This window comes from Kocuria cellulosilytica, assembly GCF_040981245.1.
Lineage (GTDB): Bacteria > Actinomycetota > Actinomycetes > Actinomycetales > Micrococcaceae > Kocuria > Kocuria cellulosilytica.
The window spans coordinates 1-856 of record NZ_JAVFWZ010000031.1; the positions used below are offsets into that span (position 1 = coordinate 1).

2 protein-coding genes are annotated in these 856 nt (G+C 72.8%); one reads left to right on the forward strand and one right to left on the reverse strand.

Annotation, left to right across the window (positions count from 1 at the left end; translation table 11 throughout):
- Window positions 1-22 precede the first annotated feature (22 nt).
- Window positions 23-469, forward strand: coding sequence for an RDD family protein (locus RCG67_RS16805; protein WP_368827929.1), 447 nt, complete (start codon window positions 23-25; stop codon window positions 467-469).
- Window positions 470-546: 77 nt separating this feature from the next.
- Here RCG67_RS16805 and RCG67_RS16810 read toward each other — a convergent pair.
- A partial coding sequence (locus RCG67_RS16810; protein ID WP_368827931.1) for a DUF4191 family protein occupies window positions 547-856 on the reverse strand: 310 nt, incomplete at its 5' end.

The window sequence follows — 856 nt, forward strand, 5'->3', positions numbered from 1 at the left end:
CCGATCCCGATACCCTGAGGACATGATCGACAGACGCGACGTGGGCTCCTGGCTCGAGGGACCGGGGACCGGCCGGCAGCAGTATCCCGGGGAGCGCCTGGGGCGCCCGGCGGAGGGGCCGGGCTCGGTGGGCCGCGTCGGGCGGCGGATCGTGGCCCTGGTGCTGGACTGGTACCTGTGCTGGGCCCTCGCCGAGTGGCTCGCGCCGCAGTGGAACGAGCACGGGCTCGTGACCCTCGCGCTCCTGTTCCCGCTCAACGTGCTCCTGGTCGGTGCCACCGGGCACACCCCGGGTCACTGGCTGACGGGCCTGCAGGTGCAGACGCTGGACGGCCGGCCCGCCGGGTTCGCCCGGGCCGCGGTGCGCTCGCTGCTGCTGTGCCTGCTGATCCCGCCGGTGGTCTTCGACCCGGACCAGCGCGGTCTGCACGACCGGGCGGTGGACACGATCCTGGTGCGCACCCGCTGACGGCGTCCCCCGACGACGACGGAGCCCCTCGCCTTCCAGTGGAAGGCGAGGGGCTCCGTCGTCGTCGGGGTGCCGGGTCAGCGCCCGCGCATGGACTTGCGGTCCGGACGGGCGCGCATCGGGTCGACGCCCTTGGGGATCGGCAGCCGGTTGCCGAGGGTGGTGATCCGCTTGTGCACGGTCTGCACCTCCTGCTGGGTGAGCTTCTTCTCCAGCTTCCGCATCCGCTGGGACAGCTCGCGCAGCGGCACCTGACCCTCGCCCTTGCCGGTCTTGATGACGTGGATCGGCACGTTCGGGATCACTGGGCCGATCCAGCGGCGCTCCTTCGAGACGAGCTTGTCGACCCGGCCGGCGGGCCCCTCGGTCACGAGGACCACGCCGGGA

Bases quoted from the DNA above. Each gene is read 5' to 3' on its own strand.
- RCG67_RS16805 (WP_368827929.1), top strand. From the start codon at position 23: ATGATCGACAGACGCGACGTGGGCTCCTGGCTCGAGGGACCGGGGACC.